Annotated in this window: 19 protein-coding genes; 15 read left to right on the top strand and 4 right to left on the bottom strand. The window is 48.8% G+C overall.

Annotated features, from left to right (window positions below):
• Nucleotides 1-33: 33 nt before the first annotated feature.
• The 6 genes from ABDB91_RS11515 to ABDB91_RS11490 all read left to right on the top strand — a co-directional run bounded on the left by ABDB91_RS11515 (nucleotide 34) and on the right by ABDB91_RS11490 (nucleotide 5,674).
• Complete coding sequence (locus ABDB91_RS11515) at nucleotides 34-753, top strand: response regulator transcription factor (protein WP_347487865.1); 720 nt, start codon at nucleotides 34-36, stop codon at nucleotides 751-753.
• Complete coding sequence (locus ABDB91_RS11510) at nucleotides 750-2,129, top strand: HAMP domain-containing sensor histidine kinase (RefSeq protein ID WP_347487864.1); 1,380 nt, start codon at nucleotides 750-752, stop codon at nucleotides 2,127-2,129. Before ABDB91_RS11515 ends, ABDB91_RS11510 begins: the two co-directional genes overlap by 4 nt.
• Before the next feature lie 277 nt (nucleotides 2,130-2,406).
• Entirely contained in the window at nucleotides 2,407-3,582 is a 1,176-nt protein-coding gene (locus ABDB91_RS11505; RefSeq protein WP_347487863.1) for a copper amine oxidase N-terminal domain-containing protein, read from the top strand.
• A gap of 229 nt (nucleotides 3,583-3,811) precedes the next feature.
• Nucleotides 3,812-4,594, top strand: coding sequence for a hypothetical protein (locus ABDB91_RS11500; RefSeq protein WP_347487862.1), 783 nt, complete (start codon nucleotides 3,812-3,814; stop codon nucleotides 4,592-4,594).
• Nucleotides 4,595-4,596: 2 nt separating this feature from the next.
• Nucleotides 4,597-4,959, top strand: a complete 363-nt coding sequence (locus ABDB91_RS11495) for a GntR family transcriptional regulator (RefSeq protein ID WP_347487861.1) — start codon at nucleotides 4,597-4,599, stop codon at nucleotides 4,957-4,959.
• A 25-nt stretch (nucleotides 4,960-4,984) separates the two neighbouring features.
• Nucleotides 4,985-5,674, top strand: a complete 690-nt coding sequence (locus ABDB91_RS11490) for an ABC transporter ATP-binding protein (RefSeq protein WP_347487860.1) — start codon at nucleotides 4,985-4,987, stop codon at nucleotides 5,672-5,674.
• Nucleotides 5,675-5,760: 86 nt separating this feature from the next.
• Here ABDB91_RS11490 and ABDB91_RS11485 read toward each other — a convergent pair whose 3' ends face one another.
• The 4 genes from ABDB91_RS11485 to ABDB91_RS11470 all read right to left on the bottom strand — a co-directional run bounded on the left by ABDB91_RS11485 (nucleotide 5,761) and on the right by ABDB91_RS11470 (nucleotide 9,738).
• Nucleotides 5,761-6,099: a DUF3909 family protein gene (locus ABDB91_RS11485; RefSeq protein ID WP_347487859.1), complete on the bottom strand. Its 339-nt coding sequence runs from the start codon at nucleotides 6,097-6,099 to the stop codon at nucleotides 5,761-5,763.
• A gap of 97 nt (nucleotides 6,100-6,196) precedes the next feature.
• Entirely contained in the window at nucleotides 6,197-7,753 is a 1,557-nt protein-coding gene (locus tag ABDB91_RS11480) for a DHA2 family efflux MFS transporter permease subunit (RefSeq protein ID WP_347487858.1), read from the bottom strand.
• 30 nt (nucleotides 7,754-7,783) lie between these two features.
• On the bottom strand, nucleotides 7,784-8,143 hold the full coding sequence (locus tag ABDB91_RS11475; protein ID WP_347487857.1) for a PadR family transcriptional regulator: 360 nt from the start codon (nucleotides 8,141-8,143) through the stop codon (nucleotides 7,784-7,786).
• A 194-nt stretch (nucleotides 8,144-8,337) separates the two neighbouring features.
• Nucleotides 8,338-9,738 carry an amino acid permease gene (locus tag ABDB91_RS11470; RefSeq protein ID WP_347487856.1) on the bottom strand — a complete coding sequence of 467 codons (1,401 nt, stop codon included), beginning with the start codon at nucleotides 9,736-9,738 and terminating at the stop codon, nucleotides 8,338-8,340.
• 240 nt (nucleotides 9,739-9,978) lie between these two features.
• On the opposite strand from ABDB91_RS11470, the gene mtnP reads away from it, so the two are divergent.
• The 9 genes from mtnP (at nucleotide 9,979) to ABDB91_RS11425 (ending at nucleotide 22,034) form a co-directional block, all read left to right on the top strand.
• Nucleotides 9,979-10,764 (top strand): S-methyl-5'-thioadenosine phosphorylase, encoded by a 786-nt coding sequence (mtnP, locus tag ABDB91_RS11465; protein WP_347487855.1) that lies wholly within the window; start codon nucleotides 9,979-9,981, stop codon nucleotides 10,762-10,764.
• Nucleotides 10,765-10,812: 48 nt separating this feature from the next.
• Complete coding sequence (gene mtnA, locus ABDB91_RS11460; RefSeq protein ID WP_347487854.1) at nucleotides 10,813-11,847, top strand: S-methyl-5-thioribose-1-phosphate isomerase; 1,035 nt, start codon at nucleotides 10,813-10,815, stop codon at nucleotides 11,845-11,847.
• Nucleotides 11,848-12,014: 167 nt separating this feature from the next.
• A complete protein-coding gene (locus ABDB91_RS11455; protein WP_347487853.1) occupies nucleotides 12,015-13,268 on the top strand; it encodes an adenosylhomocysteinase in 1,254 nt (417 codons plus the stop codon).
• Nucleotides 13,269-13,469: 201 nt separating this feature from the next.
• A complete protein-coding gene (locus ABDB91_RS11450; protein ID WP_347487852.1) occupies nucleotides 13,470-14,147 on the top strand; it encodes a class II aldolase/adducin family protein in 678 nt (225 codons plus the stop codon).
• A gap of 55 nt (nucleotides 14,148-14,202) precedes the next feature.
• A complete protein-coding gene (locus tag ABDB91_RS11445) occupies nucleotides 14,203-15,525 on the top strand; it encodes an amidohydrolase (RefSeq protein ID WP_347487851.1) in 1,323 nt (440 codons plus the stop codon).
• A gap of 900 nt (nucleotides 15,526-16,425) precedes the next feature.
• Nucleotides 16,426-17,784, top strand: a complete 1,359-nt coding sequence (locus ABDB91_RS11440; protein WP_347487850.1) for a sigma 54-interacting transcriptional regulator — start codon at nucleotides 16,426-16,428, stop codon at nucleotides 17,782-17,784.
• A gap of 267 nt (nucleotides 17,785-18,051) precedes the next feature.
• Nucleotides 18,052-19,719, top strand: a complete 1,668-nt coding sequence (locus tag ABDB91_RS11435; RefSeq protein ID WP_347487849.1) for a long-chain-fatty-acid--CoA ligase — start codon at nucleotides 18,052-18,054, stop codon at nucleotides 19,717-19,719.
• Between the two features lie 2 nt (nucleotides 19,720-19,721).
• A complete protein-coding gene (locus ABDB91_RS11430) occupies nucleotides 19,722-20,519 on the top strand; it encodes an N-acyl homoserine lactonase family protein (RefSeq protein ID WP_347487848.1) in 798 nt (265 codons plus the stop codon).
• Nucleotides 20,520-20,537: 18 nt separating this feature from the next.
• Nucleotides 20,538-22,034, top strand: coding sequence for a 4-hydroxyphenylacetate 3-hydroxylase N-terminal domain-containing protein (locus tag ABDB91_RS11425; protein ID WP_347487847.1), 1,497 nt, complete (start codon nucleotides 20,538-20,540; stop codon nucleotides 22,032-22,034).
• Nucleotides 22,035-22,192: the final 158 nt, after the last annotated feature.

Below are 22,192 nucleotides of genomic sequence, written 5' to 3'. Positions count from 1 at the left end.
TGTATGTACGTTATAATGATCGTGGTGATTACTATGAACGATATTTTTGATTGTAGGCTGCTGATCGTAGACGACGAGCCGGAGCTGCGCAGGATGGTAAGTGAAATACTGCGGCGGGAAGGTTTTATGAAGGTCATTTCCGCCGCCGGCTGCAAAGAAGCGCGTCAGTTATTTGCGTTGGAGAAACCGGACGGCGTGATTTTGGATGTTTCCCTGCCGGACGGGGACGGCTTTTCACTGATGCGCGAATTTCGCGCCATATCGGCCGCTCCGGTATTATTTCTTTCCGCGCGCGATGAGGATGAAGACCGTCTGCTTGGCCTGGGACTTGGCGCGGACGATTATATTACCAAGCCATTTTTGCCGCGCGAACTGACTCTGAGACTCTGTGCCGTACTGAGCCGCGCCTATTTTCCGGTTGTTCTCAGACGAACGGAAAAGCCGGCCTTCCGTCTGGGCGAGACGGAAATAGACTTAAACAGCGGAACGGTATCGGCAAAAGCCGGCCTGTTTACACTTACCGCCAAGGAGTTTATTTTGCTTGAAAAACTATATGAGAACCGGGGAAAAATCGTAACCGGTGACGGCTTATGCCGCGCGGCCTGGGGGGACAATCTCTATGGTTATGAGAATACATTGATGGTGCACATCCGCCGACTGCGCGAGAAGATCGAACCGGAGCCCTCGGCTCCGCGTTATCTGGTCACCGTGCGCGGCCTTGGCTATAAGCTGACAGGGGTAGAAGATAAATGAAAAGCATGATGAAAATTCTATCACGCTATGTACTCTCTGCCGCCGTAATTGCAATTATTCTACTGATCATCAATTTCGCTTTGCTGATAGCATGGATCGTTCAGACGAGCAAAATAGCCCCAAAGGACTACAGCGTCTCACAGCTGGCTAATGGCCTGACCGAGTCCGACGGCATTTACTCGCTTTCCGGATTTGCAAAAAATGAGATTGCAAGACAATATCAATGGGCGATGCTGTTGAGCGATGACGGCCATGTGATCTGGAGCGAGAATCTGCCGGGCGACGTACCGCTGAAATACTCTGTTTCGGATGTGGCCGGTTTTACCCGTTGGTACTTGAATGACTATCCGGTCCATGTCTGGCGGCATCCGGACGGTCTTTTCGTATTGGGCGGTGCCAGGGACAGTGTCTGGAAGCACGGCATCGAAATGCCGCATAAGGTAATGGATAATGCCCTTGCCTGGTTTCCGGCCGTTCTGATCCTAAACGGCGCGGCTGCCGTTCTGCTTGCGCTGCTTTTCGGCTTGCAGCTGTTCCGTTCTCTGAAACCGCTGGCCGAGGGCATTGAGAACATGGCCGAAAAACGCCTTGTAGAGCTCTCCACCCGCGGCCTTCTTGGCGACCTTGCCGCCGGAATCAATAAAACCTCGGCCCGGCTGACAAAACAGGAGGCCGCTCTAAATAAGCGGGACAACGCCCGCACGACATGGATTGCCGGTGTGTCCCATGATATCCGTACGCCGCTGTCCATCGTGATGGGCTATTCAAGTCAGCTTGAAGACGATCCCGAGCTGCCGCAATCCAAACGGGAACAAGCGGGCATCATCCGCAGGCAGAGCGAACGGATCAAAACGTTGGTAAGCGATTTAAACCTGGCTTCCAAACTCGAATACGACATGCAGCCGCTTCGGCGGGGTTCCGTTGCACTGGCGCCGCTCCTGCGCGTTGTCGCAGCTGATTTTTTAAACAGCGGGCTTTCCGGCAGCTATTCCGTCGCCGTTATGATCGGCGAAAATGCTCAAAACACGGTGGTCGGCGGCGATGAAGAGCTTTTGAAGCGGGCGCTCTACAATTTGATGGCCAACAGTATTCGGCACAACCCCAATGGATGTGATATTAAGGTCACTCTGGAAAAAGGCTGGGGCAATTGTTCTCTTTCCGTTTCCGACAACGGCATTGGTTTCACGCAGGAGGCGCTTAACAACCTGAATTATCCGAAAGGCTCTGCCCGACTGGAAAACCACGGTCTGGGCCTTACCATAGTCCGGCAGATTATCAAGGCGCACGGGGGAACCACAGAGTTCCGCAATCTTCCCGAAGGAGGCTGCGCAGTTGTACTTGGCTTGTCCGTGAGCACTGCGGACGCTGATTTATGATGCCACCGGCTGGCGTACTCTCGGGCTACAATAGAGCCATGGAATCCAAATCCTCAGATTATGCACGTTTGGTTAAGCGTAAGAAAGAGAATCCGAAACGGTGCACCTGTTCAAAGCGGCAGGTTATTTCTCTTTTTAATAAAAATATGACAATCAGCTATATTATTTGCTCAACTTATCATTTTTTCCTGCTAAATGGCCGGTGTATGAAGGGAAAGACAGGGCAGATGATGAATTAACGGGGTATGGGCAGATAAATGAATGGAGATGTATTTAAGTGAATCGAACTTTAAAAGCATATATTGTTCGTAATCTATATAAATTGTTAACTGTTCTTGTAGTGTCCGGTATGTTCGTTCTCATCGCCGAAATGCCGGCGAGTGCCAATGTTGAAACAGCCATGAAGCTTCGCATGGAAGAAATTGACTATGTGACAGCCGGACAAGCTGATTTAAGCTATGTGCCCTTATTTTATGAACGTGAGGAAGACCGCCCCGCTCTGAAGATTATAGTTGATGCGGTAAATGTTATGAGTAAACACCCCGCGCAATTACATAAACAGGATCCTTGGGAAGCTTTTTTTGATACGGAATTCGTGCTGCAGCTAAAAGATGGTACTTTTATTGTGCTTACGTACGCATCTCAAGATATAGTCAATTTATCCTTGCCCGGGCAAGAGCCCTTTGGAGTAGACCCGGTAATTGCCGCCGAATATTCAAATCTAATCGGACTTTTTATTATACCGACTTATAATATTCCCTGGCCGGACACGATGATGCTGGGGAAAATGTACCCTGTGCAGGGAAAAACTACAGAGAGCAGAGAGATCAATATTTTTATCGGACCGTTGCGCGGCGTCTCTGGAGGAAATAACTATGAAGGGGTAAACGGGCGATTCTTTCCCAATAAAGATGATCTATACATTGCATCCATCCCGGTCAAATTCGGCAGATACGATACCTCAGTAGTCATACCTCCCTTTGGGGAAGCATTAAACGGGGGAATGGTACCCATTGCCCCTGGTCAATGGGAGCTTTATACCGTAGCCTCTAACCAGGAAAGTTCGAACGCACTCACTGTTGCACCAAATCCTAATCCATTATTAACGGTTAACGGACGGTTTGTTCCCTCAGACATGCCCCCGCGTATTGAGCAAGGCCGTCTCCTTGTTCCATTGCGGGTTCTGAGCTCTGCTTTGGGCGTTGCCATAGAGTGGGATGCCCAGTCCAATACCGTTTTAGTTAATACCAAAGCAACCGAACTTTCGGAGCGGTTTTCCTCAGTCTCAATTGAACTGTGGATTAACGGCAGTAAAGCCAATCCGGAAACTCCGCCCAGTTTGTATCAAAACCACGTGTTTGTCCCCGCCCGTTTCATTGCGGAAACTTTAGGAGTCCAAGTGAAATGGGATGCAGAGCTGGGAACTGTCAATTTTACTACCAAGGCAAATTAAAGCGAACGAGAACCTATAGACCAAACTCTATCATCGATGGGTTTGTATTTTAAACTAGCGCTTGATTGTTTTAGGATATACGGTAGCCTTATACTGAACGGCTTTTTAAATCAAGGTACAATAAACCTATCTTCCTAAGAAACATACCACTTGACATATTCTATCCAACGTGTATTATATTATTAGTACACCAATACAATAAGACAACAATACAAGGGAGGACATGGCATTGGGTGAATGGGTAAGTTTATTGAAAAAGGAATTCAAGATGACAAGGTCGAGCGTATTATGGGGGCTGGTTATCGTTATTGCGGCCGGTTTGCTGGAGCTATACCTGGCCTACCAGAACAGCAGGCCGGGGCTGGCCACAGTGTTGGCTTTTATTACAGTTGCTTTGCATATTTTTTACTTGGCAATTTATATTTTGAAAAGTTTGTCTAACGAATGGAAAAATGCGCACTTATGGCTTCATTTACCCCGGTCGGGGTGGTCATTAATTTCTGCCAAACTGGCAAGTGGACTAATTGCAATGCTGGTATCGTTTGGCATAACTTGTATCTTTACCTTATGGGTGGCGGCTGTGGAAATTAATAACTTTGCGCATCTTTATGACCCGCAAAAAACAAAATTAATCTGGTCAACAATCCTTAATTACGGCTGGGTAGGGGCCGTACTGTTAATTGCGGGCGCCATTTACAGTGGTTTGTGGGCCATGATGATTTCTGTAGCCATGGCATCTACCAGAAACTTTATAAAAAGAGGCCGTTTTTTCATTGGGGTTGGGGTTTTTCTGATCCCTACCTGGGGTATGGGTGTATTCCAAAATACCGCCGCTTATGACCTGCTTGTTAAATGGGGTAATATTAATGTGCCGCTAACACTTTTTAATGGCTTGGAGCAGGTTTATACTCAACAAATGTTTTATGCCGGAGAAATTTTATTTGATGCTCTGGTCATGGCAGCTGTATTCTATCTTTGCGGTTGGCTTCTAGACAATAAAGTAGAGGTGTAATTATGACTGACGGATTTAATGCAACTCAACCAATATATCTCCAGCTTGTTCAGAAGGTTATCATACAAATTGTACGGGGTGATTTAAAGGTGGGAGAGAAGCTGTCTTCGGTCAGAGAATTGGGTACGCAGTTCAAAGTAAATCCCAACACGGTACAGCGGGCATATGCCGAGCTTGAACGTTTAACTGTTGTGGAAACCAGACGGGGGCTTGGTACCTTCATAACAGAGGACGAAACACGTTTAGACCAATTGCGCGAACAATTAAAGCACGAAAAAATTGTTACCTTTATTCAAGACATGAAAGAAATGGGTTTTAACTCAATGGAAATTAAAGCCGGGTTAGATGGACATCTGGCCAATTAAAGCGATTAAGGGGGACCAATAGGTCATGGTTAAATTTGAAAATGTAGCCAAGAAATATTATAGAGAAGCAGCTCTGGATAACGTAAGTTTCGAACTCCCCGGCGGGAAAATAGTTGGTTTAATCGGTCCCAACGGAAGCGGTAAATCAACAGCACTAAAGCTTATGGCAGGACTGATAAGGGCCAATAGAGGAAAAGTAACCGTGTGCGGTAAACCGGCCTGCCGGAGAATCAGTGAAGATGTTGCCTTCCTTTCCGAACTAGATGCTTTTTATTCTTTTTATACCGTTAAAGAAACCATTAACTTTTACCATGAACAGTATAGAGATTTTGACTTGGATAAAGCAGAGTCAATGTTAAAGTTTATGCAATTAAAACCGGATGCACAAGTTAAGGATCTTTCCAAAGGCAACCGGGGCCGTCTTAAGATTGTTTTGACTTTATCCCGGCGTGCCAAGCTTATTTTAATGGATGAACCTTTATCAGGGCTGGATCCCATAGTCCGGGAATCGATAATTGAGGGTTTGGCTTCTTTTATAGACTTGGAACAACAGACTGTTATAATGACCACCCATGAAGTATCGGAGATAGAACCACTTTTAGATATGGTTGTAGCTATACGCGATGGTAATGTATTAAAGATCGAAGAAATAGATAATATACGGGAAGAACACAATATTAGTTTGGTTGAGTGGATGAAAAAAGTTTTTGTGTAACAGTAAGTGATCTTGACATGCAATGGAGAATTAACCCGATGCCCAAATAGGCAACGGGTTTAATTGCCTTTGCCCGTATTATAAAATTATCTGCGGTCTCCTTTGGGTTTTAAGCCTAATTTCTGTGCTAAATTTGCAACTCTTTCGTTATCAATATCATAAACAGCAGTTACGACATCTTCCATCTCTATTTTTAATTTGATGTAATCATTTTTAGCATGATCAAATCCCATGAAATAAACCATATTAGTGTAATTATTTTTATTTGTGTAAATTACTAAATCTCCATCTGTATTTAGCCCATACTCAAAGTTGTATAGTTTGCAGTTATAATTGTTCTTGAATTGAATCTTTTGTTTATCTGTTAATTCTTGCAACATAACACCATTTAGTTTTTCCTTAACCGTATTAATTACATTTTGCATCGTTTTAACCTTCCTTTTATATATTATTTGTTATATATTATTGCCCTGCAAAAGCTGCGAAAAAATGAAGGAGAGATTATATTAGCTTTCTCCCGGTTTAAGCATTTGTTGATGTACCGGGTAAATCGACCTCTTTAGCGGGCTTGTTTAGGAAAAAAGACAGGGGAATTGCTATAAATATAAACAGCGCAGCTACAACAAAGGTGTCATCTATGGCCCAGACCATGGAGCTCTGGGCTATAAGTCCGCTTAGTATTCCCAGCGCGGCGCCTTTAGACGCTATTCCCGCTCCGGTATGCGCTAATAGCCCCTGCAGTTGTGCCAACAGGGAGGTGGCGGCAGGAGAGGTCGCGGAAACGGCTTCCGACAAACGAGCGGCATGGAAAGCCTGCCTGTTTTGCATTACTGCCGTAAGAACAGCTATACCAAAAGAACCGGCAATCTGGCGGGTGACGTTATTCAGGGAGGAGGCTCTGCCTACCAGATTAAGCGGGATAGTATTCATTCCGGCGGTGGTTATGGGCATCATTGCCAGCCCCATGCCTAAAGATCTTATTATTGCAAATAATATGATGCTCTGGTTGCTTGTATCTAAACTCAAATTATGGAATTCAAAAGTTCCCCAGGCTAACAGAATCAAGCCCGTGGCTGCCAGAAGTTTTGCGCCGAACTTGTCGAAGAGAAAGCCGCTGATGGGCATCATCAAAGCTGTCACAATGGCGGCAGGCATAAGCAATAGCCCGGTTTCATAAGGTGTCATGGACAGCAGGTTCTGAGTAAAGAGGGGTATTAAAAAGACACCTCCGTACAGGCCGACCGTAATCAAGCTGCCGGCAAAGACGCTGATAGAGAAAACACGGCTTTTAAACAGTCTAAGGTCAAGCATTGGCTGTTCCTGGTTAAGCTCAACGATAATAAATAGCAGCAGAGTAAAGAAAGAAAAAGTAAATAAAGACACGATGTAATAAGAACTCCAGCCTTTATTGGTCCCTTCACTCAGTGCCAGGAGCAGTGCAAAGCAGCCCACGGTGGAAAAGATAAATCCCCAATAATCAAATTTAAGGTTCTTGCGCAAAGGACCTTCCGGGATCAAAAGATGGGTTAAAAATAATCCGGTAACCCCTACAGGTATGTTCATAGTAAAAAGAAACCGCCAGTTTAAATTGTCTACAATATAACCGCCCAGCGTCGGCCCGATAGCCGGTCCGCACACCGCCGCCATACCCCAGAATCCAAGGGCCAGACCGATTTTCTCCCTGGGAACGATCCTGTATACTATGGCCATGCTTATCGGCATCATGGCGCCCCCGCCAATACCTTGCACCACTCTTGCCGCCACCATGGAACTGTTATTCCAGGCCAGACTGCATAATACCGAGCCGAGTGTGAAAATGGCTGTACATATAAGATAAACCCGCTTGGTGCCCAGACGGTCGCCGAGATAGCCTGTGACCGGGATAACTATACCGGAAGTCAGCATGTATGCGGTTAAAATCCATTGGGCATCTTCCGCCGATACTCCGAAAATGGCCATCATTTTAGGCAGTGCCACGTTTATTGAGCTGTTGTTTAATATTGCCGCAAAGGCGGCGATAACCACCACAAATAGCGGCAGCCAAAAAGAATCCTTTTTTGCTGTTTCTTGCTGCTCCAAAATCGCACGTCCCTTCAAGTGTCAAAAATCCTAATGGTCAAGCAAGTCCAAGCGCAGAATTTCAATATTCCGTTCAATTTGTTTCAGCCGCTCTTCCAGCATTAATTCCAATGCCGGTATCCGAGCGACGCCGGCATCAGTTATAGTGTATACCCGTTTACCGCGTGTCGTCGGGCTTTCCCATTCTCCGACTACATATCCCCGTTCTTCCATCTTTCGCAGCAGGGGATACAAGGCGTTCGTATTAGGTATATATGCGTCTTGTGTGCGCTGTTTTATTTCCATCACAAGCTTATTGCCGTGATTAGGCCCCTGCTGAAGCAGCTTTAGTATGTATAACCCCAAAATAAGCTTCATCAGGGTTTCCCGGTCTTTCTTTTTACCGGACATAGTAAATACCTCATTGGTCTATTAATTTTATTATTATTATTTTTATCAATAAATCAAAGCCAGGTCAATACTAAAAATGCATAAGTTTAACTAATGCATCCAACATAAACTCACCCTCTGGCGAATAACGGCCGGAGGGTGAGTTTGTTAAAAATTTCGGGCAATGGATGAACCTGTCGGACAATGCCGGAAGTCTATTTTTTCGATGGTTTATTCCTTCGAAATTTATCGGGTAATGGTTTTGCGTATGCTGTTATTCTTAAAAGCTTTTTACCGGGCAGTATTTTAAAAAGATAATAAAGGATTAAGTAAAAGGCCGCAAGCATTAATCCCACATATAGACCTGATCCCTGACCGGGGATAAAAGGCATGGAAAGGATAGCGATTATCAAGCCTGTAATGGCTAATAACGAGCTAAAGGGGAAACCGGCCAATTGGCAATTACCTTGAGGGGGGCAGCCATTAATCTTTCTATGGCGATAATGTGTGATCAAAATTATTACGTAAGCAAATAGCAAAGAAAACCCACCGGCGCTGACTAAAAAAATATAAATCCGTTCCGGTAAAATGTATCCCAAACTTACGGAAAGAAGCATGGCGGCACCGGAAAAAAGTATACCGCGCAAGGGTATATCACCACGGTCTTTTAAAACAGAGGGCGCGTGCCCCGCATCTGCCAGTGACCGAATCATTCTTCCCAAACCAAAAGTAGATGCCAGCATTGTTGAAAGGATGGCACTCACTAAAACAACATTGATAGAGTCGGCGGCCCAGTTCAAACCATTGACGTTAAGAGCCGCAACAAATGGGCTTTGTTCTTCGCTAAGGGTTCCGGTGGGAATCAGTGGAAGTAATACGGCAATTACGACACAGTATAATCCTACCAGGGCAATAACCGTGTATGTTATTGCCCTGGGTATGGTTTTATGTGGTGCCCGTGCTTCTGAAGCGGCTAATCCTATTATTTCAAATCCGGCATAACTGAAGAGAACAATTAACATGCTTCCGGCAATCCCTGAAATGCCACCCGGGGAGAACGGTTCCTGGACCAGGGCTCCCAGTCCGACAGGAGCTTCTTGAGGAACTAATCCCAATATCAGAGCAATAGCCAGGCCGATAAAACCAATTAAAGCGCCTATTTTTATTGATGCCAGGCCGCCTTCAAGATTGCTTAAAAGCTTTGCACCCAGTAAATTTAAAAGGGTGACTGCAATTACAATTAAGATTGCTAAAATCTGTAATGGAACTTGTGGTATCCATGCTCGCAAGAAAATTGAAGCTGCGGTTGCTTCACTTGACATGGCTAGAATCAGGCCTGTCCAATAGACCCAACCAACCATAAATCCAAGCCATGGTCCAAATAATCTTTCCGAATAAGTTCTAAAAGAACCGGCTTTAGGATCGGCCACGGTCATTTCAGAGAGAGCCGCCAGAATTAAGTAAACTAAAATACCTCCCAAAATAAAGGAAAGCAGAATCGCCGGACCGGCAGCTCTAATTGCTATCGAAGAACCCAAGAAAAAGGAACCGCCAACAACAGTTCCAAGGGCCAGCATAGTTAATTGCCCCGCGGATAATCCGTCACTTTGTTTCATATAACCCAAACTCCTTGGATAATTAAACTTTGGTCTTAATATAGACCTATTTGATGCAACTTATAACAAAATATTTTTTTCAGCATAGCATGGTGTGTTGTGCTGTCTCTGAAAATGTTTGATGGTAAACAGTGCATAATTTATTGTGAAAAAGGAATACATGGAAAAAGCGCGAATACTAGGTTATGTTATAAGTAATGCTAATAAACGGAAGATTAATAAGTAAATGGAGGTTCATACATGAGCGTACGTATTGCCATTATCGGAGGCACCGGGGTATACGACCCCAATATACTGAAGGATATTACCGAGGAAAAGGTGGATACGCCCTTTGGCGGCATCAAAGTGAAAGTGGGCAGTTACCAAGGCAAGAGGGTGGCATTTATGGCCCGGCACGGTGAAGACCATTCCGTGGCGCCGCATCGTATCAATTACCGGGCCAATATAGCCGGGCTGCGTATGCTGGGTGTGAAAAATATTTTTGCCACCGCGGCGGTGGGTTCTTTAAATCCCGATATGAAGCCCAAGGAGTTTGTCTTTATCGATCAGTTCTTGGACTTTACCAAATCCAGGCCCCAAACCTTTGCGGAGCAGGGGGTTATACACCTGGATATGACCGATCCCTATTGCCCGCGTTTGCGTCAAGTGCTGTGCAATGCCGCCCAAAAACAAGGTTTGCCCTACCACAAAAAAGGCACATATGTTTGCATGGAGGGACCGCGGTTTGAAACTCCGGCGGAGATTCGTATGCTCAAACAGCTGGGCGGCGACGTGGTGGGCATGACCAGCGTACCTGAAGTGGTGCTGGCCCGGGAAGCGGAAATATGCTACGCCACCATTGTTATGGTTACGAACTTTGCCGCGGGTATATCCCCGGATTGCCTTTCTCACCAGGAAGTAGTGGATGTTATGAATGAAAACGTAAACAATTTAAGAGGTCTTGTCATGGAAGCCATAGCCGGAGTCGATGAGCAGGCTGACTGTTTATGTCAGCATCTGCCGCAGGATCCATCCTCAGTGAAGTAGTTTTTTATGTAACGCGCTGCACAGCCGGAAAGGATTGGTGTTGGGAAAATGGAGACAATGCGCTGGGTTGACGGCTTCCTGGAGATTTTGGACCAGACTTTGCTGCCGGGTAAAGCCGAGTATATCAAATGCGAGCACTATGCCACTGTCTGCGATGCTATTCGCCGGCTAAGTGTGCGTGGCGCGCCGGCTATCGGAGCCGCCGCCGCTTACGGGCTGGCTCTGGGCGCTGCGGCTCTGAAACTTGCGGGCAGGGATGAATTTATTGCAGCGGTGGGGCAAATTGCCCGGGATTTATCCGCCACCAGGCCTACGGCGGTTAATTTGCAATGGGCTTTGGACCGGATGCTGGGGGTTTTGCAAAGTAACGGCTCCAATAGTATTGAGGGTTTAAAGGAAGCATTGCTGGCGGAGGCCCACGCTATTTATGCGGAAGACCTGGCAAGCAACCGCCGCATGGGTGAGTTCGGTGAAAAGCTGATCCCCCCCCACGCCGGAATTTTAACGCATTGCAATGCCGGTGCTCTGGCCACTGCGGGTATCGGCACCGCTCTGGGGGTAATCCGGGCGGCTCATCAGGCCGGTAAAAATATAAGTGTATACGCGGACGAAACCAGACCTCTGCTCCAGGGAGCCCGTTTAACCACTTGGGAAATGGTACAGGAAAAAATACCGGTGACCCTTCTGACGGATAATATGGCGGGTTATCTGATGGCCGGCGGCAAGGTGAACCTGGTTATTGTGGGGGCGGACCGTATTGCCGCCAATGGTGATGTGGCCAACAAAATCGGCACTTATGGCGTGGCGGTGCTGGCCAAAGAGCATGGCTTACCCTTTTACGTGGCCGCGCCCATGTCCACCGTTGATTTTAATATAGCCGGCGGGCGGGAGATACCTATTGAGAACCGGGATGAGCGGGAAGTGACCCATTTTGCCGGGCAGCAGGTGGCCCCGGCGGGAATAAAGGTTTGGAATCCGGCATTTGACGTTACACCGGCCCGCTTGGTGACCGCCATTATCACCGACCGGGGCGTGGCCCGGCCGCCTTATACGGATACGCTGGCGGCGCTGGCCGGTAAGTAGTCTATGGTTAATCAATCGATACTCTGAATTTCATATTTTACAAAATTATACGTACGTTCCAACAGTGTGCATATGTAAACGGATTTCATACAATGTTTACACCAGGCCGGCTCTATGCCGGCTTGGTTAACCAAGGCTTTGCTATATATACCTAAGGAGCTGATCTTTTGTCGGATTACGTAATCAGAGATATTAATTTACATGAACAAGGTCGCCTGAAGATAGATTGGGTGCGGGCGCATATGCCCGTGCTTAATGTTATCCGGGAGGAATTTGTAAAAACCCGGCCCTTCCAGGGGGCCCGGCTGGCTATGAGCATTCACCTGGAGGCTAAAACAGCTTATCTGGCTGAAGTGCTCAGCGCCGGGGGGGCCGAAGTGTCCATAACTGGTTCCAATCCCCTGTCCACCCAGGATGATGTGGCTGCTGCGCTGGCTAAAGCCGGGATCAGAGTTTACGCCTGGTATAACTCCACGCCGGATGAATATGACAGGCACCTGCGTATGGTGCTGGGCAACCATCCCCAAGTGGTGATAGATGATGGGGGAGATCTGGTGCATCTGTTGCATACCGACCTGCGGGACCAGGCCGGGGAGGTGCTGGGCGGTGCGGAGGAAACCACCACCGGTGTGTTGCGCCTGCGGGCGCTGGAGCGGGCCGGCCAATTGTTGTTTCCCATGATCTCGGTTAATGACGCCCGGTGCAAGCATTTGTTTGACAATCGCTACGGTACCGGCGAGTCGGCTTGGACCGGCATACTGCGTACCACCAACCTGGTGACGGCGGGCAAAACCGTGGTGGTGATGGGCTATGGCTGGTGCGGCAAGGGTGTGGCCATGCGGGCCAAGGGTTTGGGCGCCAATGTAATTATTTGCGAAACCGATCCGGTCAAAGCCATTGAAGCATATATGGATGGGTATCGGGTGATGCACAGCGAGCAGGCGGCTTTTGAGGGGGATATTTTTATCACTGTTACGGGCTGCCGGGATTTGCTGCGCACCAGGCATTTTAGGCGCATGAAGGACGGCGCCATCATGGCCAACGCCGGTCATTTCGATGTGGAAATCAATATTCCGGAACTGGAGCGGGCAACGGTTTCCCGCCGCACAGTGCGCAAAAACATTGAAGAATTTAAGCTGCCGGACGGGCGTCGCCTGTACCTGCTGGCCGAGGGCAGGTTGGTGAACCTGGCGGCCGGGGACGGTCACCCGGCGGAAATTATGGATATGTCTTTTGCTCTGCAGGCTCTTTCAGCGCTGTATCTCCTGCAGCATGGGCGCGAACTGGATAAAAAAGTGTACGATGTTTTGCCCGCATTAGACAACCGGGTGGCCGAGTTGAAGTTAAAATCGCTGGGTATACAGATAGACCGCCTTACCAGTGAACAATTCAGTTACGTTAACGAATGGCGATGCGAGTAATTAAAACTTTCGTCGCCATATGGCGCGGGTGTTGAAAGTTGAAAATCAAAAAGTTTTTCAGCGCCCGGCACCGGCTAAACGGCACCGAATAATTTCGGGGAATTTCTTGCCGCGCTTTGATAGTGGTTTAATGGTTCGGTTCGCTGTAGTTAGTGTGTTATATTTGCTGATTATCATTTTGATAGTCGAGGTGGTTGAGTTATGTCTGTGGCAGCGGAAAAGGTGCGGGAACAGGTTCTGAAAACAGGCTCTCGCATGGCCTGTGCCGGTTTGGTAATGGGCGCCTGGGGCAATATTTCGGCCCGGGTGCCCGGCGAAAACTTGTTTGTAATAACCCCCAGCGGTATACCTTACGATATGATGGGTAAGATTGATTTAGTGGTGGTGGATGGAGAGGGGCGCGCGGTTGAGGGCGAGCGCAAGCCTTCCAGTGAATTAAAACTGCATCTGGCCATATACGGCGCACGTGCACATGCGGGCGCCATTGTGCACACCCATAGTATTTATGCCAGTGCCATGGCCGTAGCCGGTAAAGCGTTGCCGCCTATTTTAGAAGACCAGGTGCAGCTTGTCGGTGGCGCGGTGCCGGTAACCCGGTATGCCCGGGCAGGTACCGCCGACCTGGCGGTTGCCGCCGTGGATGCCCTGGGGCAAAGCAATGCCGTACTGCTGGCCAATCATGGTCTGGTGGGGCTGGGCCGCACGGTGGAGGAGGCGTTCACAGTTTGCCAGGTGGTGGAAAAGGCTGCGCAGGTTTATATTTTAGCTGAATTAATCGGACAGGCTGCGGTAATACCGCCCGGCGAAATTGCCATATTAAGAGAAGCCTTCCTGACCAGTTACGGGCAGCCGGGCAAATCGGCGGGCCGTCAGGGTTAAAGTAGGTCTAAGATAGTTTATGAAAGTTTAAGCCTGACCCCAAAGGAGGTTTTTGTTGGTGGATTTGTTGATCAAATGTATGGCCGTTTTAACTATGAACGGCGAGGGTGATGTAGTGCACGACGGCGAAATCGCGGTACGGAATGACGTTATTTATCATGTGGGTCCCAGCGGTTCAACGCCCGCTGATTTTTCACCTGAGCGGGTGCTGGAATACCCCCATATGGTGGCTATGCCCGGTTTTGTTAACTGCCACACCCATGCTGCCATGACGCTGTTTCGAGGTTATGCCGATGATATGCCCTTAATGCAGTGGCTGAATGAAAAGATTTGGCCCCTTGAGGCGTACCTGACTCCCGATGATATCCACCGGGGTACACTGCTTTGCTGTGCTGAAATGATTCGCGGCGGTACTACCGCCTTTGCCGATATGTATGATGCCATGGGCCGGGTGGCCCGGGCCGTGGATGAGTCGGGCATGCGGGCTGCGCTCAGCCGGGGCATGATTGGTTTTGGGTCCAGGGGAGAAACGGCGCTTACCGAAAGCATAGAATTTATCAAACAGTGGCACGGCGGTGCCGGCGGACGGGTCACCGCCATGTTTGGTCCCCATGCCCCATATACATGCCCGCCGGAATATCTGAAAAAAGTGATTGCCGCGGCGAAGGAACTGGGTGTGGGCATCCATATCCATTTGGCTGAGACTAATGATGAGATAAAAGAAATTAACGAAAAGTACGGCAAAACGCCTGTTGCTTTGATGGAAGAGGTCGGCCTTTTTGAATTGCCTGTGCTGGCCGCCCACTGTGTGCATTTAAACGATCAGGATATAGATATTTTAGTGCGGCGCCGGGTGGGTATAGCGCATAACCCCCAGAGCAATATGAAGCTGGCCAGCGGCGTGGCTCCGGTGACTCGTTTGCTGGAGGCTGGCGCGGTGGTCGGCTTGGGTACGGACGGCGCGTCCAGCAACAATAACTTGGATATGCTGGAAGAAGTACGGGCCGCGGCTTTGCTGCAAAAGCTGCATAACGGTGATGCCAGCGCATTGCCGGCTTATCAGGCTTTGCATATGGCCACTGCCGGAGGGGCCCGGGCGCTGGGTATGCAGGATCAAATCGGGCGGCTGGTGAGCGGCCTCAAAGCCGACATAATTTTAATGGATATGCATAAGCCGCACCTGTACCCGCTGTTTGATATTTATGCCCAAATTGCTTATGCCGCGGCGGCGTCGGATGTACACACGGTAATAATTGATGGCCGGGTGGTTATGGAGGATCGCCGCATACTAACGCTGGATGAAGATGTGATTATGTCGGAAGCCCAGCGCTGCGCCGAGGCGCTGGTACAGAGAAGCGCCGCCCGGGATAATCAGTAATTATCCTGAAAATAAAATTTTCATATTCCGTTGGTGCCGCAAGTGACATGGTGGTCTAAATGTAAGTTCGCATAATAAAACCGGGGCGGATGCATGTAAAGCCCCGGTTTATCAGGTGCTGTGAGATTTTCTGACAGACGTTGTCAGTACTGCGGCGCAAATTGTTTTTCAAACAAAGCTTTCGCCGTCTTGAACGGTGCCGGGTGTAGAAAGTTGAAAATCTTGGATTTTCAACTTTCTACACCCGGCACCGTTCCTTCCCGCTTTTCATCCAGTATGTTTCCCATGGCTAAGATAACAGTGAACATACAGAAGAAAAGGGCGAAGCCGGTGGATGTGTGGACCATTTGGTTTGACACCGGGGTCGTTGTATTTTTGTGATTCACTAAATGTAAGCTTACCGGAGCTGTCGGAGAATCATGGCGCCCACAAAGCAGGCTGTCAAAGCAAGATCCCGCAATCCGATAAACAGCCACGGCAAAATAAACTGCAAAAACCAACCCTCCCTTATAAGTCATTATAAGTCATTATAAGTTATCTATTCATTTGGAAATTAATTTTTTATAACCTTCTTTCCGGAAAATATTACATTATACTTTTTACCACGATTAAGAAAATTGTGCAACGGTGGGATTATGGGGATTGGTGAGAATATGGAAGATAGAAGAATGAGGGTGGCAGCAAGATCAGATTGGGTTTTAAAATGCGTTATAATTTATTATTATTACAATAGTCAATTAATTTACAAGGAGCTTATAAGGTACTCGCACACATTGCCGGCGGTTTCATATATTTAGATGCCGCAATGGTTTGCTGCTTTAACCTGTTTGTCGAAAGGAAGCTAACTTGTCTTAATTAGCTGGTGGATATCTATTAACTTGGGGATTGGGGGTTTGTAGTGTGGCCAAGGAGGACAACCGGCAAAAACTGCCTCCCCAAAATACTCATTACGCAACCTCAATGACTTTGGCGGGTTCATACGATGGTATTGTGCTATGTGATGAAAACGGTGTTTTAATGCAGCTAAACCAAAGTTATTGCCGGATTACCGAAGTTACCGCCCAGGATGTTAAAGGTGCCATGGGTCGGCCCATGGAAGATTTGGTGCAAGAGGGTCTTGTCAATCCATCCGTCACCGTGGAAGTGCTCAAACAGAGAAAAACAATAACCCTTGTGCAGCGTATTAAGACCGGCAAAAGAGTACTGGTTACCGGCAATCCATTGTTTGATGAGTTGGGGCGAATTAAGGCTGTGGTCACTAACGTGCGTGACCCGGATTTATTTAAGCATGGTATTAACCCGAATGTCCATCATGATTTTTGGCGCGATATCCGCAATCGGGCACCCCGGGTGGTGGCGGCCAGTTCGGAAATGTTGCATGTGTTGGAATTGGCGCAGCGGATCGGGCCGTCTAAGCTTACTGTGCTGTTGCTGGGTGAATCCGGCACCGGCAAGGATTTGGTAGCCAGGTTTATCCATGAGCACAGCGACAGGAGCGACGGACCCTTTGTGCCGGTGAACTGCGCCGCTATAAACGAGCCTTTATTTGAGGCGGAACTGTTTGGTTACCAGGGGGGCGCCTTTACAGGGGCGAACCGGCATGGTAAAAAAGGATTGGTAGAAATAGCCCACGGGGGAACCTTATTTCTGGATGAAATTTCGGAGATGCCCGGTTCCGCACAGGCCAAGCTGCTGCGTTTTTTGCAAAACATGGAATATTACCGGGTGGGGGGCACCAATCTGCAGCGGGTGGATGTAAGGGTTATTTGTGCTACCAACCGGGACCTGACCGGGGCGGTTGCAGATAGTCTTTTCCGGGAAGACCTTTATTACCGGATTGCGGGTATTAAATTGACTATTCCTCCACTGCGCACGAGAAAAACTGATATTGTGCCTTTGGCCAGACACTTTTTAAACCATTCGGCACTTTGTGCCGGATTAGCCAAGGAGTTGAACAATGATGCCGTCAAAGTGTTGGAATCGTACCCCTGGCCGGGGAACGTCCGGGAATTGCAAAACACCGTGGAGAGATTAAATGTTATGGTTAAACAGCAAATTATTACAGCGGAAGATATACTGAACTGGGCAGATACCCAGGGCCCTCCTCCGGGCATGACATATAAGGAAGTTCAGGCGCAAATGGATCGGGAAGTCCTGGAAAAGGCACTGGAAGAGCACGGGGGCATCCGGGCTGCGGCCCGGGCACTGGGGGTAGCTCCCTCTACGATCTTGCGTAAAAAAAGAAAATACGGGATTTAACTTGAGATAATTAAAGGGGCAGACATTATTTAAGTAATGTTTGTCCTTTTGTTTTACCCGTTGCGCAAAGGCAACGGCGTCCAAGCCTGTAAAAAAAGCATTTAGCGGTAAGTGTTTTGACAGTGTTGCGTTGGTTCCTTCCGCGGCTGCTTTCATTTATTCCAAAGTGCCTGTATTACACGCTTAATCCCATGGCACGGTTTTTGTAATATTCTAATAACTGTTGCGAGTATTAAAATTATGATTAGTGCTGGGAGGTAGTATATTTTGCATAATCTTCACGAAGCTTTTTGGCCCAAAAGATTGCCTAGAACCCTGGATTACCCGGCGGTGCCGCTTTTTCGCCTGGTGGAGGTGGCTGCCGAGTATTACCCGGAAAAAGCAGCCTTAATTTACTATGGCCAGGAAATCAGCTACCGCCGCTTGGACCGGGATATTAAAAGCCTGGCCGGGGCTCTGGCCAAGCGGGGAGTTCAAAAGGGGGACCGGGTAGCCGTTTATATGCAGAACTCACCCCTGTATATCATCGCTTTTTTTGCGGTAATGCGGGCCAATGCGGTGGTGGTGCCGGTTAACCCCATGAATAATGAAAAAGAATTGGCTTTTATCCTGGAGGACAGCGAGGCCGTGGCCGCGATAACCACCACCGACTTGCTGCCCAGAGCGGAAAAAGTGCGGGAAAGGGTGGAATTGAAATGCCTGGTGGCGGGAAGGTACCAGGATTACCTGCCGGACGAGCCCACCCTGGCAGTGCCGGAGTTTATGCTGCGGGCACCCGCTTGTACGGACAGCTGCCTGAACTGGCAAACAGTTTTGGATGAACAGGCTCCTCCCCCTGTTGTACAGGTTGGTTCGGACGACATGTGCCTGCTGCCTTATACTTCGGGCTCCACGGGGGTGCCCAAGGGTTGTATGCATACCAACCGGACCGTAATATCAAATGTAGTCAGCGCTTATTATTGGCTGGCCAACACCGCATCCAGCGTGCATTTGTCGGTATTGCCGTTTTTCCACGTCACCGGGCTGGTGCATAGCATGCTTGCCCCCCTTTATGCCGGGGCGACCCTTGTGCTGCTGACCCGCTGGGACCGCAGAGCCGCCCTGGATGCTATAGAAAAATATCGCGTTTCGCATTGGGTGAATATTTCCACCATGGTGGTAGACCTGCTCAGCGCGCCGGACATAACTCGGCGTAACCTGAGCACCCTGGTTATTTTAGGCGGGGGCGGTGCACCGCTGCCCGGCGCTATCGGCCGCAAACTGTTGGAACTTACCGGGTTGGAGTATGTGGAGGGTTACGGACTCACCGAAACTATTTCCCAAACCCACTTCAATCCTCCCGACCGGCCAAAAATGCAGTGTATTGGTATACCCGATTTTGGTGTGGATGCCCGGGTAATTAACGTGGAAACTTTGGAGGAACTACCGTCCAATACCGCGGGTGAACTGGTCATTAACGGCCCGGAGGTATTTCAGGGGTACTGGAAACGCCCCGAGGAAACCGCCAATGCTTTCCTGGAACTTGACGGCAAACGTTTTTTCCGTACCGGGGATGTTTGCTATATGGACGATGAGGGATATTTTTTCATTGTAGACCGTACCAAACGTATGATTAACGCCGCTGGTTTTAAGGTATGGCCGGCGGAAGTGGAAAATAATTTGTATAATCATCCGGCCGTGCAGGAAACCTGTGTGGTTGGCGTACCTGACCCGGTGCGGGTGGAAGAGGTGCGAGCGTATATTGTCCTTAAGGAGGCTTACCGGGATAAGGTGACCGACAACGATATTATAACCTGGTCCAAGGGAGAAATGGCGGCCTACAAATATCCTCGCCAGGTATTATTTGTAGATGCTCTGCCTAAAAGCGCTACCGGCAAAATTCTTTGGCGTCAGGTTCAAGAGGAAGCCCGGGCAGAGTTTAAAGGAGGGAAATAATCATGACCCAATATAGGATTCATCCACTTAAGGTAGCCCAAATCACCGCTCCGCTGGGGGTGCTGGCTATGCTGGGTGATATGCAAAGTTACGTGGTGGCCCCTATTTTTGTTTTCTATCTGGAGGGCGGTAATAAGAAAATTTTAGTGGACGCCGGTGTGCCGGGGCCGGGTAGTGACGGGTTGGTGCACGGTTTCCCTATTGGCAGCGGAGGCGAAGCGGGCATACGTGAAGCGTTAAAAACCGTGGGTACGATGCCTGAAGAAATAGATATTCTAGTGCTGACCCACCTGCATTTTGATCACTGCGCCACAGCCCATCTGTTTAAAAATGCCCGCATTATTGTGCAGAAAAGGGAGTGGGAGACAGCCTTTAACCCGGTGCCCACCGCCCGTTTGGTTTATGAACAGTCCCTTTTCCGGGCGCTGGAGCAAATGGACCTGGTGCTGGTGGACGGAGACCGGGAAATTGCTGATGATGTGACCACTTTATTGCTGCCCGGTCATACCCAGGGTATGCAGGGTTTGGCCGTCAACACCGCTCGGGGTACTGCAGTGCTGGCCGGTGACCTTGCCTACTGTTATTATAATTTAAACCCAAGTTTAGCTGAATTAACGGACCTGGCCGGGAATAGAATTATCATGACGCCTAGGCCTGACCTGCCCTTTGCGCCCCCCGGGATTCATATAGATTTAAGCCAGTGGTATGACAGTATGTGGCGTACGGCAGCCGTAGCTTCCCGGCGTGATTTAGTCATCCCCGGGCATGAGCCTGCCTTGGTTGGTAAAATAATTGGTTAGCAGAAAGGAGTAAATAATATGGCTCTAAAAACCGCTGAACAATATATGGAACGCTTGTTCAAGATGCGTAAAAATATCTACATCAATGGCCAAGAGTTAGACAGGCTGGACCCCCGCTTGCAGCCCGGTATCAATATTATTAAAGAAACTTTCAAATTGGCGGCGCAGCCTGAATGGCAGGAGCTATGTACAGCTACTTCACATCTTACCGGAGAGACCGTTAACCGCTTCTGTCATATTCATCAGAATAAAGAGGACTTATTGAAAAAACAAAAGATGACCCGCATGCTGGGCCAGCGGGTCGGGGGCTGCATCCAGCGTTGTATGGGTACGGACTCTATGAACGCCCTTTCCGTGGTCACCAAGGAAATGGACGATGTCATGGGTATGGAGTACCATCAGAGATTCCTTAACTTCCTGAAATATTTCCAGGAGAACGATCTGGTGGGCTGCTGTGCCCAGACGGATGTTAAAGGGGACCGGAGCAAGCGGCCAAACGAGCAGCCGGATCCCGATTTATACTTGAGGATCGTGGAGGAGCGGGAGGACGGTATTGTGGTGCGCGGTGCCAAGGCACACAACACCGCCGCTCCCTATGCCGATGAAATTATTGTTATTCCCACCCGGTTTATGACAGATAAGGATGCTCCTTATGCTGTGGCGTTCGCTGTGCCCGGCGACCATCCCGGTGTCAAAATGGTAGTCAGGCCGGCACTGCCTCGCACCCGGGAGGCCACGCCGTCTCCTATTTTCCAATACGGCGACGTCGAGTCCTTTACCATTTTTGACGATGTGTTTGTGCCCAAGGAAAGAGTGTTTATGAAGGGTGAGTTTATGTTTGCCGGTTTCCTGGCCCTGATGTTCGCTCACTTTCACCGTCATTCCTATACAGGCTGCAAGCCGGCCGTGTCGGACGTGCTGGCCAGCGCCGCCGCTCTGGTGGCTGAATATAGTGGTCTGGAAAAGGCCCATTATGTACGGGAAAAGATTTCCCATATCATTGGCACGGCGGAACTGGTCTACGCCACCGGTATAGCCAGCGCCGAGGCCTCAGAAAAATTCGCCTCGGGTACCCAGGTGCCTGATGAAATTTATACCAATGTGGGCAGAAGGCATGCCGGTCATAATATCTATCATGAATATGAAATCCTGGCCGACCTGGCCGGCGGCCTATGCGCCACAATGCCCTTTGAAGATGATTTCGACAGCGAGAACGGTGAGCTTCTGCGCAAGTATATGCAGCGGGCCGCCGGTGTGCCGGTGGAAGATATCATTCGCTGCTATCGCCTGGTGGAACACCTGACCGTGGGTGATTTGTCCGGGGTCATGCAGGTGGCCGGCATCCACGGCGGTGGTTCTCCGCAGATGGAAACCATCGCTTTAATGCAGAGGTATCCGCTGAAGAAGCTTAAAGGGGTGGCCAAATATCTGGCCGGCATAGACACTGATTTTACTTGTTTTGAACGCGGCACCGTCACGCCCAAGCAAATCATGGACCGTTTTAAACGGAAATAGCCGACGTACGCACTAAAGCCGCCCTCTTGGAGGGCGGCTTTAGTGCGTATATCCACAAACATAGCGACGCAAATTTAATGATAGACGTTTCAAAATGTATGTTATCATAAAAGTTAACAAATAAGTACTTATCTTCAATGGTGTCATATTAGGTTATG

Origin of the sequence: Desulfoscipio sp. XC116, from assembly GCF_039851975.1 — a bacterium.
Lineage (GTDB): Bacteria > Bacillota > Desulfotomaculia > Desulfotomaculales > Desulfallaceae > Sporotomaculum.
This window is presented reverse-complemented; position numbering and strand designations above follow the sequence as displayed.